The sequence below is a fragment of the Collinsella sp. AM44-11 genome (assembly GCF_003467145.1).
Lineage (GTDB): Bacteria > Actinomycetota > Coriobacteriia > Coriobacteriales > Coriobacteriaceae > Collinsella.
Window position 1 is genome coordinate 260,380 of the sequence record NZ_QSFE01000002.1, and the last position, 15,002, is coordinate 275,381.

Genomic DNA, 15,002 nt, shown 5'->3' on the forward strand with positions numbered 1-15,002 from the left:
CCAAGCGCTGCCGCCCGCCGCAACTCGGCTGCTAAAATAACCCTGTTACACGCTATTCAACAGGAGGTTCTCTTGCAGAACTCTGATACCCCTAAAGTTTCGCTGCTTGTCCCCATTTGCAATGTCGAGCGCTATCTGCGCGAGTGCCTCGATTCCGCCGTGGCGCAGACGCTCAAGGACATCGAGATCCTCTGTATCAACGACGGCTCCACCGATAGCTCGCCGGATATCATCCGCGAGTACATGGAGCGCGACCCCCGTGTAAAGATGATCGATAAAGCCAACAGCGGCTACGGCGACTCGATGAACCGCGGCCTGGAGATGGCTCGCGGCGAGTACGTGGGCATCCTTGAGTCCGACGACTTTATGTTTGAGGACTCGCTCCAAAAGCTGGTCGCCAAGGCCGATGCTGAACATGCCGATGTGGTAAAGGGCGACTTTTACCTGTATTGGTCCACGCCCAGCGAACGCCGTGAGCTGTTTGGGATCATCGACGAGCATATGACGGGCGCCGCGTATCGCCCCGTCGATCGCCCGGGCATTTTCTACCGCAAACCTTCCATTTGGTCGGCTATCTATCGGCGCGAGTTCCTCAACGACAATCAGATTCGGTTCCTTCCCACGCCGGGTGCTTCGTATCAGGATGCGGGTTTTAACTTTAAGGTCTGGGCATGCGCCGAGCGTGCCGCGTTTATTGCGGACCCCATTTTGTGCTATCGCCAAGACAACGAGAAGAGCTCAGTTAATTCGCCCAACAAGGTGTTTTGCGTGTGCGACGAATATGCTGAGATGCAACGTTTTTTGGACGAGCGTCCCGAGCTCAAGGCTCAGCTTCAGGGCATTTTAATGCGCATGAAGGTCGATACGTACCGTTGGAATGATGAGCGCCTGGTCGATGAGTTGCGCGAGCAGTTTTGGGAGAAGGCCTCTCCCGAGCTCAAGTCCGATTGGGATGCCGGTCGCTTTGACCTGTCGCTGTTCGATCCGCGTGGCGAGACCGACTTGCGCCTGATGGTCAAGTCGCCCCGCGCCTATATCGATTCGCGCTTTGGCTTTAAAAAGCCGGGCAAGATCAATACGTTTAAGCACTACTTTAAGATTGGCGGGCTGCCGCTGGTCTGGCGCGTGCTGACGTATCAGCGCACCTACGGTGATAATCCGCACCCCGATGACGTTCCGGCCGCACAGTAGGAGCGAGTGACTATGGCTACCCCCAAGATTTCCGTTGTCGTTCCTATCTATAACGTGGAGGAGTGCCTGGCCTGGTGCCTGGACTCCCTGCTTGCGCAGGACATGCCCGATTGGGAAGGCGTGCTGGTCAACGATGGCTCGCCGGACGGTTCGCGCGATATTGCGGCTGCCTATTGCGAAAAGGACGCGCGCTTTACGCTGGTCGATAAGCCCAACGGCGGCCTGTCGAGCGCCCGCAATGCGGGTATCGCTGCGTCCACGGCGCCTATTGTTGCTTTTTTGGATTCCGACGACCGCTTTACGCCCGATGCATGCCGCGTGATCGTCGATGCCTTTGAACGCGAGGATTGCGACGTGTTGACCTTTGGCGCGAATCCGTATCCGCTGGAGGCGGGGTATCCGTGGCTTAACTATGTGCTGAGCCCGCGCGATGTGTCGTTTGAAGGCTATAGCTCTGACCTGCTGTTTAAGGAAGCGTCTCGCCCCTTTGCATGGCGCACCGCCTGCAAGCGTGAGTTTTTGCTGGGCAACGGGATCGTGTTTGACGAAACCGTTAAGTATGGCGAGGACCAGGTCTTCGATTTTGCCGTGTACGGTCGTTCGCGTAAGACCGCGCTTATCTCGAACAAGCTGTATGACTACCGCGTGGCGCGCAAGGGCTCGCTTATGGACACCATGCGCTATGACGACGAGACGCGTCTGCTGGAGCACGTGAAGATTTACTCCGCGGTGCTGGCTGACTGGCAACGCGACGGTCTCGATGTCCAGTATGCCGATGACCTGGCGTACTTCCTATGCGATCTGGTGCTGTACGATGCGCTCAGGTTGCTGGGTTCGGACTGCGGCAAGGTGTTTGCCGCCGTTGCCGCGGCGCTTGCCGGTTCTGCCGTGGGCAGCGATGCTGCGCTCGCACAATGCGCTCCTTCTGTTGCCGCTATGGTGCGTGCGGCGCTTACCAGCAAGGTCCCCAATGCCCGTGAGTGCAAAAAGCTCATGTTCGATTACGACGTCTTGAGGTTTGGACGCCTGGGTGCCTGCAAACGTATGGCAGCGAACGCCCTGGGAAAGCGAGAAGTGTAGATGAGTATCAAGCGTTTGGCACTTTGCCGCAGTCAGGGCCGTCTGTTTGTGCTGCTTCGTTTTGCCGGTCAGGATGTCGCCGCGCTTATTGAACGGGAGGGTTCTCAAGCGTTTGCCCATGCGACGACGAGCGGTTCTTGTGTGCCGTCGCTGGTGCTCCCGGTCGATCATGGCCGTGTGCTGGCGCTTTGCCCTTCCGTTTCCGATTACGAGCGCGAGCTCGCCGTCTTGGTGCTTCCCTTTTTGGACGGCTCTACGATTGACGTCGCATTTGCGTCCGATGGCCAAAAGCTTGGCTCCATTCGCCCCGATAGCCGCGTGGCCAAGCTGGAATCCAAGGTTAACTACAAAGCAAAGCCTGCGCTGTGCGCGCTTATCCGCGATGCGCAGCGTGGCGAATGCTGCGGTCGCTACGAGATCGATGCCATTCGCTATTTGCCGGCAGACGCCGGCGCGGTGTGGCGCTATGAGGTTACCTGGGCGGGAGACCCCCAGTGCACCCCTGAGTTCCAGATCTTCGATACACATATGAACGCCATCGATGTTACCGTGCATGTTTTTGAATCGCAGGTTGACGTGCCGCAGCAGAACGGATGCCGCGTCAATAAAACGTATCTGAGCGTAGAGATGCCTCAGGATATACGGGATTTTGTCGCGATTGCGGCTGATCCCACGGGCCTAATCCAGAGCGGGTTTTGCGCCATGGATGGTCGCCTGTACAACGGCATGGTCGACGACAGCTGGAACCGCATGAAGGACGCGCGTGCAGACGATGCAGCTTATCGACGTTGGTTTGAACAGCATCGCGCAAAGCCGGGCGATTTGGTGTGCCAGCGTGTCGCTTCGGCGGCCTTTGCCTATAGGCCGCTCGTGAGCATTGTGGTGCCGTGCTACAAGACTGATCGGGTCTACCTGCGCGAGCTGCTGGACTCGGTGCTAGCCCAGAGCTATGACAACTGGGAATTGCTGCTCATGGATGCCTCGCCCGAATGGGACGCGGTGGCCACTCTTGCGGCAGACGCCAACGACGAGCGCGTTCGCCGCATCGAGCTTTCCGGCAACGGCGGCATTGTGCTCAACACCAACGCAGGTATCGAGCAAGCGACAGGCGACTACATCGCGTTCTTGGACCACGATGACATCCTGGAACCGGACGCATTATTCCACTATGTTTCTGCGCTGAACAAGGCTGCCGAGGGAGAGCGTCCCCAGGTCCTGTTCTGCGACGAGGACATGTTCCAGAAAACGGGGGAGTGGGGCCAGCCGGTCTTTAAGACGCGACTCAACGTCGACCTGCTCTATAGCCATAACTGCGTGACGCATTTCCTGATGGTGGAGAAGGCGCTCATTGATTGCATCGGCATGTCGCCGGAAGACGTCGCGGGCGCCCAGGATTACGACCTGACGCTCCGCTGCCTTGCGGCGGGCGCGCGCTTTGAGCATATTGCGCACGTGTTGTATCACTGGCGCGTGCATCCGGGGTCGACCGCCGACGGATCCGCCGACAGCAAACCGTATGCCATCGAGGCCGGACGCCTGGCCCTGCAGCGTCACTTTGGCTCGCTGGGCGTTCATGGAGCGGTCGAGGAGTCCGAAACTCCGTTTGTCTACCGTATGCGCTATGCGCTGCCAGAGCCTGCACCGCTGGTGAGCATTGTGATTCCCACCAAGGATCACGTCGAGACGCTCGACGCCTGCGTGATGTCGATCGCTCAGAAGGCCACGTATGCCAACTACGAGATCGTTTTGGTGGAGAACAACAGCGAAGTCCCAGAGACGTTTGCGTATTACGAAACCCTGCCGGAGCGCGTAACCGCTGCATCTGGTGGCAAGGGCAGCGCGCGCGTTGTGTACTGGCCGGGCGAGTTCAATTACTCCCAGATCATCAACTTTGGCGTTGAGCATGCTAAGGGCGACTATCTACTGCTGCTCAACAACGATACCGAGGTCATAAGCCCGGACTTTATCGAAGAGATGATGGGTTATCTGCAGCGTCCCGATGCGGGCGTGGTGGGTGCCAAACTCTATTTTGCCGATCATCTGGTGCAGCATGCCGGCATTTTGGTTGGCGTGCGTGGTGCGCTTGCCCATGCTAACCAGGACTTCTCGGCAAAGCGTGAGGGCTATCTTGCCCGCGCTGTGCGTCCGGGCAACTTTAGTGCCGTAACGGGCGCCTGCCAGATGGTCCGACGCGAGGTGTTTGAGCAGGTTGAAGGTTACGACGAGGAGTTCGCCGTTGGCTTTAACGATGCAGATTTTTGCCTGCGCGCATGGGAGGCGGGCTACCGCACCATCTTTACGCCTTATGCCGAGCTGTACCACTACGAGTTCACTTCGCGCGGCAGGGAAGAGGCCAGCGAGGAGAAGCTGCGCCGTTGGAAGCGCGAGCAGGCACTGTTTATGCAGCGCTGGCCGGAGTTTTTCTTGACGGGTAATCCGTGGTTGGGGCCTAACTTATCTGCCGAGAGTGAGTATTTCTCGCTTTAGACAATGGTTTAACTGCTGTCGAGAACCGCTAAGACCACTAAGGGCTATGCCTATCTGGTGCAAATGGTCGGTTACTCCATTTGGCAGCGCGCCAACTTGCATCGTGCCAAAAGTGCCATTGTGAGCGAACACGATGTCACCGAAGGCATTGCGCTGGCAGAGGCTCGTTTTCACGATGTTGTTCACGAGCCCGCGATTTCTGGACTGGGACTTAACGATATCAAATACCTTTTGGCGATGTGCGAGGATAAACAACAGTCCAAATCAGCCGAGATTGCTAAGCGCATGGGTAAAAAGACCAATGAGATCAGCTCTATTAGGGCCAAATTGGTACAAAGAGAGGTTATTCAGGCACCACAGAGGGGCTACGTGCAGTTTGCCGTGCCGGACCTAGATATCTATCTGCGAGAGAATGCTGCGGAGATTCTCGAGCGGTTCTAAATCGAGGCATGAATAGCTGCCGGTTAACTGCCTTTGTCGACTTGGCTCGCGTCCCCCCAATCTAGTAGACTTTAAACCGTTGCTAGATTAGGGGGATTTTCAATGAAACGCTCCATGAAACTGGTTTCTGCGAGGACCTCGTGCTGGTGGGGGACGTCAGCACCGGCAAGACGCACATGGCCTCGGCGCTGTGCATGCTGGCGTGCGAGCGGAGGATGGAGCCCCGCTTCTTCACCGCGTCATCGCTCGTCATGCGGCTGCGGCGCGCCCGCGACGAGGGGCGCCTTGACCGTGAGGCCGCGCTCATCGGCTGCGCTAGGCTGCTCGTCATCGACGAGCTCGGCTTCCTGCCGCTGGATCCCGACGGCGCGCGCTCTCTTCTAGGTGTTCGCCGACGCCTACGAGCGGCAGTCGGTGGTCATCACCACGAACCTGGAGTTCAGCCGGTGGGGCGCGGTGTTCGGCGACGACCAGATGGCGGCGGCCGTGCGCATCGCCAGGGCCACGGCCATGTGGGTCTTGCCCCTGCCGGTCTTGCCGAAGAACACGAGGTCCTCGCGGGCGCCGACGAAGCCCAGCGAAAGCATGTCGTCGCGGCCCCAGCCCTCGGAGAACCGCACGTGCGACCAGTCGAACCCCTCGGCCGACTTGTGCACGGGGAGCCTAAACCCGCAATCACGACGTTAACAAACACAAATAGGCCGGCGCCAACGACAGGCTCGCCCCGTCGAGGCGGGCTGGGATATAATTTCCTAGAAGGAGGCCAAGGGAGGTTCGATGAAGAAGGGCATGAGCATCAATTCCCTCATGAAGCACATGAGGACGAATCACGGTATGGAGGATTTGCGGGGGAGCGACAGAAAGATACTGCTGAGAAACATGGGCTATTTCCATGGCTATAAAGGCTTCCGGTTTGTCCGAAAGCCCAAAAATGCGCTCCCCCTCCCTTCGTTCGATGCACTCATGGACATATACGGGTTCGATTCCGCCATCAAGGCTGCAATCTACCCGGAGATAATGTTCATCGAAACGGCGGTTAAAAACATAGTCTTGGCCAGAATACTTGAGAACATAGAGGACCCCGGGCTGGCGACCTTCTTAAAGCGCGGCCTCCGGACATGCAGGGATGTCAACGGAAGGGTCGTGAACGGGCAGATGGGGGAAAAGCTCAAGCTCAAGAGCCAGCTTCAGAACATCGTGAGACGGAGTTACAAAAACGATCTCGTGAAGCATTATGTCGATCGCGACGATGACGCGCCCGTTTGGAGCATTTTCGAGGTGATGACCCTCGGCGATCTCACAAGCGTATGCAGAAGCCTTCCCGATGAAATCCTCGCCGATATCGCAAGCGACCTAGGTCTCTTACATGCGAACCCCGGCATCGTCATCAACATCGTCGAGACGATTCGTCCCTTAAGGAACGCGGTCGCCCATAACGGGGCGGTATTTGATTCGAGGTTCAGCCAATCGGTTAAGTATCCCAAGACCGACAGAAACCTGGCCGCGGTTGGCGAGCTTCTCGATGAGGATCTTTCTATCGGGTACAGGTTGAATTTCAATTCCATAATCGACTACATCGTTCTCCTGGCCTACCTATTGACCTTGCTAACGCATCAGAAGAAGCGTTCCAGAGATTTTCTTCGGAAATGCCTGCGGGAGCTCGAGAAGCTCGAGAGCGCTGTCGGGGTTGATACGTACATGATGATCGTCGGAAGCGGTGACCGGCAGAAATACGGATTTATTGAGGGGTTCATCGATGGCTACGGGCGCAAGCGGTGACGTTCCTTCCGTGTGCTAATATGTGCAGAGAGAAACGGCGAAACGCCGTGGGAGGGGCCGATCAGTCGACTCCTCCCTTTTAATATGAGTTGAACATTGCCAAGAGGCAAAACCGGCCCGGCCGCCCGCGGAGCTACCGCGCACGGCCGGGCCTACCTATCTTCACCCTGCGACCGCGCCGCTGGAGGGCGTGTCTGCTCGACGCACGTTCGGCATTCTAATATCCGCGCGTGGCCTTCTCGGCTGCGCATTTCGTTGCTACGGCTGGGGGCCTCGCGGCGAAATCGGAGTCTTTATGCGGGCATGGCGGTCTCCCGCCGCCCAGAAAAGGGACTCGGATGGCCTCCCAACGGCCTCGAGCGCGGCGCGCGCCGGGGTCGGAACCCGTGTCCGGGGGCGGCGGCGCGCTACGCCGCCGCCATCCCGGCTATGGCCCACACCCAGCACGCCATCTCGCGCGCCGTGGCGCAGTTGGCCATGCACGGCCTCTTGCCGGCGGCGGCCATGGCCTCCCTGCGGTCGATCAGCCTGCGGTTGCACTTCGTCGCGTGGCGCCGCGTCGCGGGGCGACCTCTGACCTGTATCGTTTTGTCGGACACGCGGGCTGGAGGGATCGTGTGGCCGCGATGCCCTAGACTGCATTCAAGCCGATGGACGGAAGGATTGCCTCATGGTCGCCAATCAGAAGAAGTACACCGACGAGTTCAGGCGGGAGACAGCCGACTACGTCATCTCCACGGGGCGCCCCATAACCCAGGTCTGCGGGGAGCTCGGGCTCAACCCCAAGACGGTGAACGACTGGGTGCTCAAGCGCAAGCGCGAGTTGGGGGGCGAGCCCGACCCGAGGGCCGAGGAGCGCGAGCTTCGCGAGGCGAGGAAGCGCATACGCGAGCTCGAGGCGGAGAACGCGTTCCTAAAAAAAGCCGCGGCCTTCTTCGCCAAAGAGCAGGCACTCTAGCCAGGTACAGGCTCATGGAGGCGGAGAAGGGCAACTTCACGGTGGCGATGATGGCCAAGGTGCTGGGGGTGAGCCGGTCGGGCCACTGCAGCTGGGTTTCCAACGGCTGCCCCGTCGACGACTGGTCCGAGGCGCGCGACGCCGTGCGGCGCGTGTGGCTCGAGTCCGACAGGCGCTTCGGCGCGCGGTTCGTGAAGCGCTTCCTGCCCGACGGCCTGCGCGGCATCACGCTGTACCGTGTGCGCAAGTGCATGCGCGAGCTGGGGATCCGCGGCTGCACGCCGTACAAGTCGAAGAGGACGACGGTCCCCGACAGGGACGCCAAGCCAAGGCCCGACCTGATCAGGCGGGACTTCACGAGCCCGGTGCCCACCTACAAGCTCGTCGGCGACATCACCTACCTGCGCACCGGCCAGGGCTGGCTCTGCCTGTCGACGGTGATCGACCTGAACACCCGCATGTTCGTGGGCTGGTCGCTGTCCGAGCGCATGACCGCCGATATCGTCGTCAGCGCCCTCGAGAGCGCGCGTGCGCGCGGGTACGTGGCAGAGAACGCCATATTCCGCTCGGACAAGGGGGCGCAGTACACCAGCCGCAAGCTCGCTGAGTGGGCCAGGGGCAACCATGTGCGCCTCTCTTGCAGCCGTACCGGCAACTGCCACGACAACGCCGTCGCAGAGTCGTTCTTTGCGACGCTGAAAAATGAAATGTACCACCGCAGGAGCTTCGCCACCAGAACACAAAGGACGCCCGGCTGGTCAGGTCGGCGTTCGCGACGCTCTCCTTCCCGATCTCGGACATCGAGGTCTTCCACACGGACCGCGGCAGCGAGTTCGACAACGCCGAGATCGACCTGATGCTCGAGGCCTTCGGCATAGAGAGGTCGCTGTCGGCCATGGGCTGCCCCTACGACAACGCCGTCGACGAGTCGACCAACAGGATACTGAAGGCCGAGCTCGTCCACCGCGAGACGTTCGGCACGACGCGCGAGCTCCGGGTCAAACTCTCGGACTACGTGCACTGGTGCAACAATTTCAGGATCCACTCGACGCTGGGCTACATGTCGCCGGTCGAGTTCAGGGAGGCGGGGCTGTCCCTCCCGGAATCGTCCAAATAGGTGTTGCCAATCCAACCGCCTCTTTGATTATCAGCCGGGGCTATCTCGGTTTTTTGATTGGGGCGGTTGTTATGTTGCTGAATCTTTAAGGGACGAAGATTGTATTTCAAAGGCCCGCGATGTGCATCTGGTCACTCATATCTTTTCGAAACAGAACGATAAGAAGCTATATGATTCTCTCTTGTTTAAAGATGGTGAGTTCGATGATTCCCAGCTTCCAAGAACTATCAAGTCTCTCATAGATCCCTGTCTTCTTGCTCATTAGAAGATTCAATGACACGTGCGAGCGCCGTTTACTAGTGTTTGATTCATGAAGGCCGAACTCTGCTTTTCTTAAATGCGGCGACCCGGTTACTCTGTCAATGAAGCCCCAGACGCCTCTGATACAAGCGAAACACTGGGGCATTTTTTGGCGATTTTTCGGTAAATATGTTTGATATTGTCACGATAAGTTTGTGAAACTGATTTACCGATTTTCTCCACTATGAGTTCACCTCGCGCGGCAGGGAAGAGGCCAACGAGGATAAACTGCGCCGCTGGAAACGCGAACAGGCGCTGTTCATGCAGCGCTGCCCGGAGTTCTTCTTGGATGGTGATTCCTGGCTCGGACCGAACTTATCCTCCGACAGTGAGCACTTCTCGCTTTAGCGCGAAGTAATTTCAAGATCCGGCAAAGTGCCCTCAAGAGCTGCAAGAGCGGTGGGGTTCAAGTACTCCTCGTTTAAGCGCCTCTTGTCATATCGAAAACGTGCCTCAGGATTTTTACAAGTGGTTGTATTAAATTGGTTCGCTTATGTGCTCGGTTTGACTCAGAAGCTATTTGGCGTAACGGTTGAGGTGTGGCGACTCATATTTAAATTGCAGTCACAAAGACACCTTTTATCGATTTCCCGTTGAAATACTGAATTGATAGTTTAAAAATAACTTAAGAGAGCCTTAAATCTCGGAGAAAGGATGTCGTATGAAAAACCTTCGAGAAAGATGGCGCGGACTAACAGTGCTGGGAGTTGTTGCATTTGCCGCTGCCTGCATGACGGTTGCCCCGGCGCCCTCATTTGCTGATATTGCTGGCGGTGGCGGAGGCGGTGGACCGATTACGGAATGGTGTTCCGACGGTCGTCCGAAGACTGGACTCGTTCGGTGCGAGGACGGCAACCTTCGCTATTTCGATCCCGAAACTGGCGCCATGGTCACGAACCAGTGGCATAACGAATACGAAGCTGTCTGGTACTATTTTGGCGCTGACGGGATCGCGGTGTCGGGCTGGCAGTCTATCGGTGGGGACAAGTACTACTTCTACCCCGAAAGCCATGATATGGCATACGGCCGAGTTCAAATTGACGGCAAGAACTACTTCCTGAACACCCCTGGCGCCAACGCCGATGGCCGCATGCAGCATGGCGGCTGGATCTATGACTCCATTTATGGAAAGTGGCTCTATGCGACTTCCAACGGCGAGTTGTTGACCGGTTGGCAAAATATCGTTGGAACTTGGTACTATTTCAACGAGTACGGTGTTATGTTGACTGGCTGGATCAACGATTCGGGTACCTGGTACTATGCCAACGCCTCCGGCGCGATGGCCACTGGCTGGCTCAACATCGGCGGTACGTGGTACTACCTCGACGGCTCGGGCGCCATGGCCGCTAACAGCTGGCGCAGCCTCGGCGGCTCCTGGTACTGGTTCGGCGACTCCGGTGCAATGGCAACTGGTTGGTTCTTGGCAGGCGGCTCTTGGTACTATGCGAGTGGTTCGGGCACCATGGCAACCGGTTGGCTCGGCAATGGCGGCACGTGGTATTGGCTCGGAAGTTCGGGCGCTATGGCCTCTAACTCTTGGGCCAACATTGGCGGAGTCTGGTACTGGTTCGACAGCGCCGGTGCCATGGCCACCGGCTGGCGTCAGATTGACGGCGCCTGGTACTACTTTAACGGTTCCGGCGCTATGGCCCACGACGCCTGGGTCGGCGACTACTATCTCCAGTCTTCCGGCGCTATGGCTACGAACGCCTGGGTCGGCTCCTATTATGTCGGCGAGGACGGCAAGTGGATTCCGGGTTACGGCCTAGTTTGGTATAAGAACGGTAGCGATGTTTACCATACGCATAAGTGCCGTACCGTTGGTAAGGACGCAAAGGGCTATTCGCAGATCTCTATTCAGGAGGCCCAGAGGCGTGGTGCTTCACGAGAGTGCAAAAACTGCCAGCAAATTGGCTAGCACATTACTGAGTTAGTTTTGATTGAGACCCCGTTGCCCTGAGGTGACGGGGTCGCTGCGTGATTGGATACCGTGCTGCTATGAAGAAATGCTCATTCGGGGTGCTGGTCTTTTCCGGCCTTGTTTCTTTGGGGCTCCTTTTGAGTTCGCCCTCGATGTTATACGCCCTTGATTTGAATAACACTGACGAAGGTTCCGCATCTAACGTTGCTATTGCTTCTGTTGAGTCAGTCATTGATGCTCAGTGCGAATCGACCTTCGCTGTCGAGCAGAACTCTCAGGTGGATAATGAGACCCCTTCTGAGGTTTCGAATTAAATTATTTGGCATCAGGGGTGGATATCACCCGAAGAAGGGGCTGGTTCTTGGCGTTGGGGCTTGTCCGACGGAACAATCGCTGTTTCTTCTTGGAGACATATAAACGGTAGCTGGTACTGGTTCGACGACAAAGGTCGAATGGCTCAGGATGGATTGGTCCAAGTCGGGGGTGCGACTTATGGGTTCTCCTCTTCGGGTGCAATGCGTGTCGGCTGGTACCTAGATTCTACTGGCTCCACTTCTGCCTGGCATTATTTCTCCGGCTCTGGCGCTCTGGTAAAGGGCTGGCTCTCGGATGGGGGCCGTTGGTACTGGCTTGATCTTGCAGACGGTTCTATGGCTACCGGGACGAAAGAATGCAATGGCACCTCTTATATCTTTAACAGTTCAGGGGCCATGCTATCCTCCCAGTGGGCACTTATTGACAACAACTGGTATTACGCTGACTCCAACGGCTTACTGCATGGAGGCTGGTTACTTCTGGGGAATTCTTGGTGTTACCTTGATCCGGGAAGCCATATTATGCTCACGGGCTTTGTGCAAGTGGGCTCGTCCACCTATTTCCTTACGAGTTCAGGTGCCATGGCAACGGGCTGGGCACTTGCTGATGGCACTTGGTATTACGCCGCATCAAGCGGAGCTATTCAACGAGGACGATGGATAAAGTCCGGAAGCGCCTGGTATTACCTTGATGATGTATCCGGCGCAATGCGTACTGGTGAATTCGCGGTAGGAAGCACGCGCTATTTTTCTTATGATTCCGGTGCGATGGCATCTTCGTGCTGGATTAATTTGAGCAACGGTATGGCATGGGCGAATTCGTCTGGAGCACTGAGCGAGCCGTTGCCTACTTCATCTGATGGATCTCCCGTAGTCGCTGATCGTACCGACTCGTCTTCATTGCCAGGTGTGATTCATATTGGAGACGCGGTTTTCTATGCGGATGCAAACGGCGCCGTCAATGTAGCATCTGGTTGGTTTATGTCGAAAGACGCTTCTGACGAAAGCGGCAATACTTGGTATTACGCATCTTCCAATGGTGTCCTTAAGTCTGGTTGGCAATATGTTAACGGTGCGTGGTATTGGATGGATCCTTCCACGTACAAGATGAAGACCGGATGGCTCAATGACCGCGGCACGTGGTACTGGCTTCAGCCTTCGGGCGCTATGTTTGCTAACGGGTGGCTGAAAATCGATGGCGTCGACTACTACTTCAATGCAAGCGGTGCATGGTTGAATACGTCTGGTTCTGTTTTGGGGGTCAATAGGTCCAGCCTGGTCAATTGGCTTATGAGCCACGAAAACGACGGCTATTACCGTGGAACACGCTACGACACACATCTCAGCCAGGAAACGTGCATGTATCCAAAGGGAGATCCTCGCTGGGATGGGTATACCGGTATGAACTGCGGTGGATTTGTATCGCACGCATATATGAAGGCGGGCGGCAATTTAGCTCCCATTGCCGCCGAGCAGAGCCATTCCCCTTGGAGTGGAGGTCCCGGAAGGGGCGGCTGCGTAAACGCTTATCGTTGGTACGGCTACGCTATCGATACGTGCGCGAACGTGACTTATTTCAACTCTATTGATGAGTTACTGCGTAGCGGTTTGGCCCGTAAGGGGGACATTGTGTTCTTCAATCCTTACAACCCATATGCGGACGATAGCCACATTGGCTTTTTCTGGGGCAATTCGCCGAGCGAAAACTTGTTCTGGCATAGCGATGGTTATGGAAATCGCATTTCCGGTTTGACTGCTTTGGCCCATCGAAAGTAATACTGATTCGTTAGAATTCCGAGCTGTAGGGGACTTTCTGGGTCCCCTACCTTTTTGACATCTGGTTTGAAAGCTAACTGATGTCGGCATTCTTTGGGGCTAAGAGTAGGGACTAGGAGTCCTTGGTTTCACCCTGCTGGGAAGTTCTTGTTTACATTGTGGTATTGCGTGCAGTTATTTGTCGTCCTAGATGGCGTCTTGTCCAGTTGGATGTTCGGAAATCTTTCACAGCCATGCTGTAAGCTAGACGTAAACAAGAACGAATGACGAGGTTTACATGAGCAAACATCTTAAGTTATTTTCGGCATTGTTGGTGCTGATGGTCCTTGCGCCCATTTCTGTGTTTGTTTTCCCGTCGAACGCGGAAGCTGCGCGGTCCCTAGTTGAGAATTCCTGGCGTTATGAGGGTGGGCAATTGGTCGCAGAGGATGCTTCTTCCGAAGAAGATGGAATAGCCTTATTGTCCATGGGCATTCTTCCCGATGGGGCTACGGCGCAGGGCATCGATGTCAGTGAGCATCAAGGACGTATTGACTGGAATGCTGTTAAGGCTTCTGGTATCGATTTCGCTATTCTGCGTGTTGGATTTGGCGCTCCATCTTGGGGCGGTCGAGTTGACTATCAATTTAATCGAAATATTTCTGAGTGCGAGCGACTCGGAATTCCCTACGGCGTCTATATCTATTCATATGCTTTTGATAATCAGCAGGCAGCCGATGAGGCATCAATGGTGATCAATTGCCTTTCTGGGCATAATCCAAGATTGCCGGTGTATTACGATCTTGAGGATAACTCGATAATTGCAAATGGACGTCAAACCGGAATTGCATCGAGGGCGCAGGTTTTTTGTAATAGGATTTCTGCCGCAGGATATGAGCCTGGTATTTATGCAAATTTAAATTGGTTTAACAACATTTTGACGGACTCTGTTTTTAAGAGTAGCTCTTGGGATCATTGGATTGCTCAATATAACTCGCAATGTGACTATACCGGCAATTACAGTTTTTGGCAGTATAAGAGCAACGGAAAAGTCCCTGGAATCAACGGCAACGTTGATATGAACTACGCGTATGTTGATGTCTCTCTTTATCATTGGCAACTAATTGACAGCACCTGGTATTATGCAGCCTCCAACGGCAAGGCGTATACCGGATGGTTGTTTCAGAGTGGCACGTGGTACTGGCTCGAGCCCGACGCGGGCGGCGCCATGGCTACCGGGCTCCACGAGTGCAACGGCTCCCTGTACTGGTTTAATTCGTCCGGCGCCATGGCGACCGGGTGGGCCCTCGACGGCGGCACCTGGTACTACGCGACGGGATCCGGCGCGCTGGCTCGCGGCCCCGTATCCGTCGGCGGCGTGCCCTACTGCTTCGACGCCCGGACGGGGGCCATGCTGACGGGCTACCAGACGGACGCGCATGGCGTCCGCCGCTACTTCGGCAGCTGCGGCCCCCTTAACGGCTGGGGCCTCGTCGACGGCTCCTGGTACCGGTTCGCTGACGGTATCGCCTCGACCGGCTGGCTTTACACCGGAGGTTCCTGGTACTGGCTCGACCCCGACGCGGGCGGCGCCATGGTGACGGGCCTTCACGCATGCAACGGCTCAGCGTACTGGTTCAACGCTTCCGGGGCGATGGC

The 15,002-nt window shown here is 56.5% G+C and carries 11 protein-coding genes and 2 pseudogenes; 12 read left to right on the forward strand and 1 reads right to left on the reverse strand.

Going from position 1 to position 15,002, the window contains the following annotated elements; genetic code table 11:
- Positions 1-72: 72 nt before the first annotated feature.
- The 5 genes and pseudogenes from DW943_RS02540 to DW943_RS02560 all read left to right on the forward strand — a co-directional run.
- Positions 73-1,191 carry a glycosyltransferase family 2 protein gene (locus DW943_RS02540; RefSeq protein ID WP_158566063.1) on the forward strand — a complete coding sequence of 373 codons (1,119 nt, stop codon included), beginning with the start codon at positions 73-75 and terminating at the stop codon, positions 1,189-1,191.
- Between the two features lie 12 nt (positions 1,192-1,203).
- Complete coding sequence (locus DW943_RS02545; RefSeq protein WP_117862084.1) at positions 1,204-2,271, forward strand: glycosyltransferase family 2 protein; 1,068 nt, start codon at positions 1,204-1,206, stop codon at positions 2,269-2,271.
- Positions 2,272-4,758 carry a glycosyltransferase gene (locus DW943_RS02550; protein ID WP_117862085.1) on the forward strand — a complete coding sequence of 829 codons (2,487 nt, stop codon included), beginning with the start codon at positions 2,272-2,274 and terminating at the stop codon, positions 4,756-4,758.
- A gap of 120 nt (positions 4,759-4,878) precedes the next feature.
- Positions 4,879-5,199, forward strand: coding sequence for a hypothetical protein (locus DW943_RS02555; RefSeq protein WP_199572740.1), 321 nt, complete (start codon positions 4,879-4,881; stop codon positions 5,197-5,199).
- Positions 5,200-5,375: 176 nt separating this feature from the next.
- Positions 5,376-5,628: pseudogene (locus DW943_RS02560) on the forward strand (ATP-binding protein); the annotation flags it as partial.
- Here the strand turns inward: DW943_RS02560 and DW943_RS02565 are convergent.
- A complete protein-coding gene (locus tag DW943_RS02565; protein WP_117862094.1) occupies positions 5,598-5,855 on the reverse strand; it encodes an ATP-binding protein in 258 nt (85 codons plus the stop codon). The pseudogene DW943_RS02560 and the gene DW943_RS02565 sit on opposite strands and share 31 nt — an antisense overlap.
- A gap of 121 nt (positions 5,856-5,976) precedes the next feature.
- Between DW943_RS02565 and DW943_RS02570 the strand changes: the two genes are divergently transcribed.
- The 7 genes and pseudogenes from DW943_RS02570 to DW943_RS10350 all read left to right on the forward strand — a co-directional run.
- Complete coding sequence (locus DW943_RS02570) at positions 5,977-6,978, forward strand: Abi family protein (protein WP_117757939.1); 1,002 nt, start codon at positions 5,977-5,979, stop codon at positions 6,976-6,978.
- A gap of 670 nt (positions 6,979-7,648) precedes the next feature.
- A pseudogene (locus DW943_RS10640) lies at positions 7,649-7,876 on the forward strand (transposase); the annotation flags it as partial.
- Positions 7,777-8,793, forward strand: a complete 1,017-nt coding sequence (locus tag DW943_RS02580) for an IS3 family transposase (protein WP_233543583.1) — start codon at positions 7,777-7,779, stop codon at positions 8,791-8,793. The pseudogene DW943_RS10640 and the gene DW943_RS02580, both read left to right, overlap by 100 nt.
- Positions 8,793-9,053 carry an IS3 family transposase gene (locus DW943_RS02585; protein ID WP_233508905.1) on the forward strand — a complete coding sequence of 87 codons (261 nt, stop codon included), beginning with the start codon at positions 8,793-8,795 and terminating at the stop codon, positions 9,051-9,053. Before DW943_RS02580 ends, DW943_RS02585 begins: the two co-directional genes overlap by 1 nt.
- A 961-nt stretch (positions 9,054-10,014) precedes the next feature.
- On the forward strand, positions 10,015-11,271 hold the full coding sequence (locus DW943_RS02590; RefSeq protein ID WP_117862086.1) for a hypothetical protein: 1,257 nt from the start codon (positions 10,015-10,017) through the stop codon (positions 11,269-11,271).
- 377 nt (positions 11,272-11,648) lie between these two features.
- On the forward strand, positions 11,649-13,364 hold the full coding sequence (locus tag DW943_RS02595) for a hypothetical protein (protein WP_117862087.1): 1,716 nt from the start codon (positions 11,649-11,651) through the stop codon (positions 13,362-13,364).
- A 277-nt stretch (positions 13,365-13,641) separates the two neighbouring features.
- The coding region (locus DW943_RS10350) for a GH25 family lysozyme (protein ID WP_147348619.1) at positions 13,642-15,002 on the forward strand (1,361 nt) is incomplete at its 3' end.